Here is a 246-nt window from a genome sequence, read left to right as displayed (position 1 = left end):
GAATCTGGCTGGCCGCGCGTCGCCTGAACAAGGGCCGCTTTGTCTGGACGAACGGGCACGAGGCGGTCGCCGTCGCGTTGAATCCCGAACAGTTGCGGGCGCTCGTGACGGGGCTGCCGTGGCAGACTGGCCCGCATGGACCTGCCCACCGACTTCGACACCCTGAGCCCGGAACAGCTGCGTGCGTTGGCTGCGCAACTGATCGTGCAGGTCACCGAGAAAGAACGGGAGGCCGGCGAGAAGGAG

General features: G+C 67.1%; 1 pseudogene. It reads left to right on the top strand.

What is annotated here, in order from left to right:
* Positions 1 to 2 precede the first annotated feature (2 nt).
* Positions 3 to 113: pseudogene (tnpB, locus tag F6X40_RS43815) on the top strand (IS66 family insertion sequence element accessory protein TnpB); the annotation flags it as partial.
* Positions 114 to 246: the final 133 nt, after the last annotated feature.

Source organism: Paraburkholderia sp. UCT31, from assembly GCF_014397655.1.
Classification (GTDB): domain Bacteria; phylum Pseudomonadota; class Gammaproteobacteria; order Burkholderiales; family Burkholderiaceae; genus Paraburkholderia; species Paraburkholderia tuberum.
Note: the sequence above shows the minus strand (reverse complement) of the source record. Positions and strands in the feature narration are given on the sequence as shown.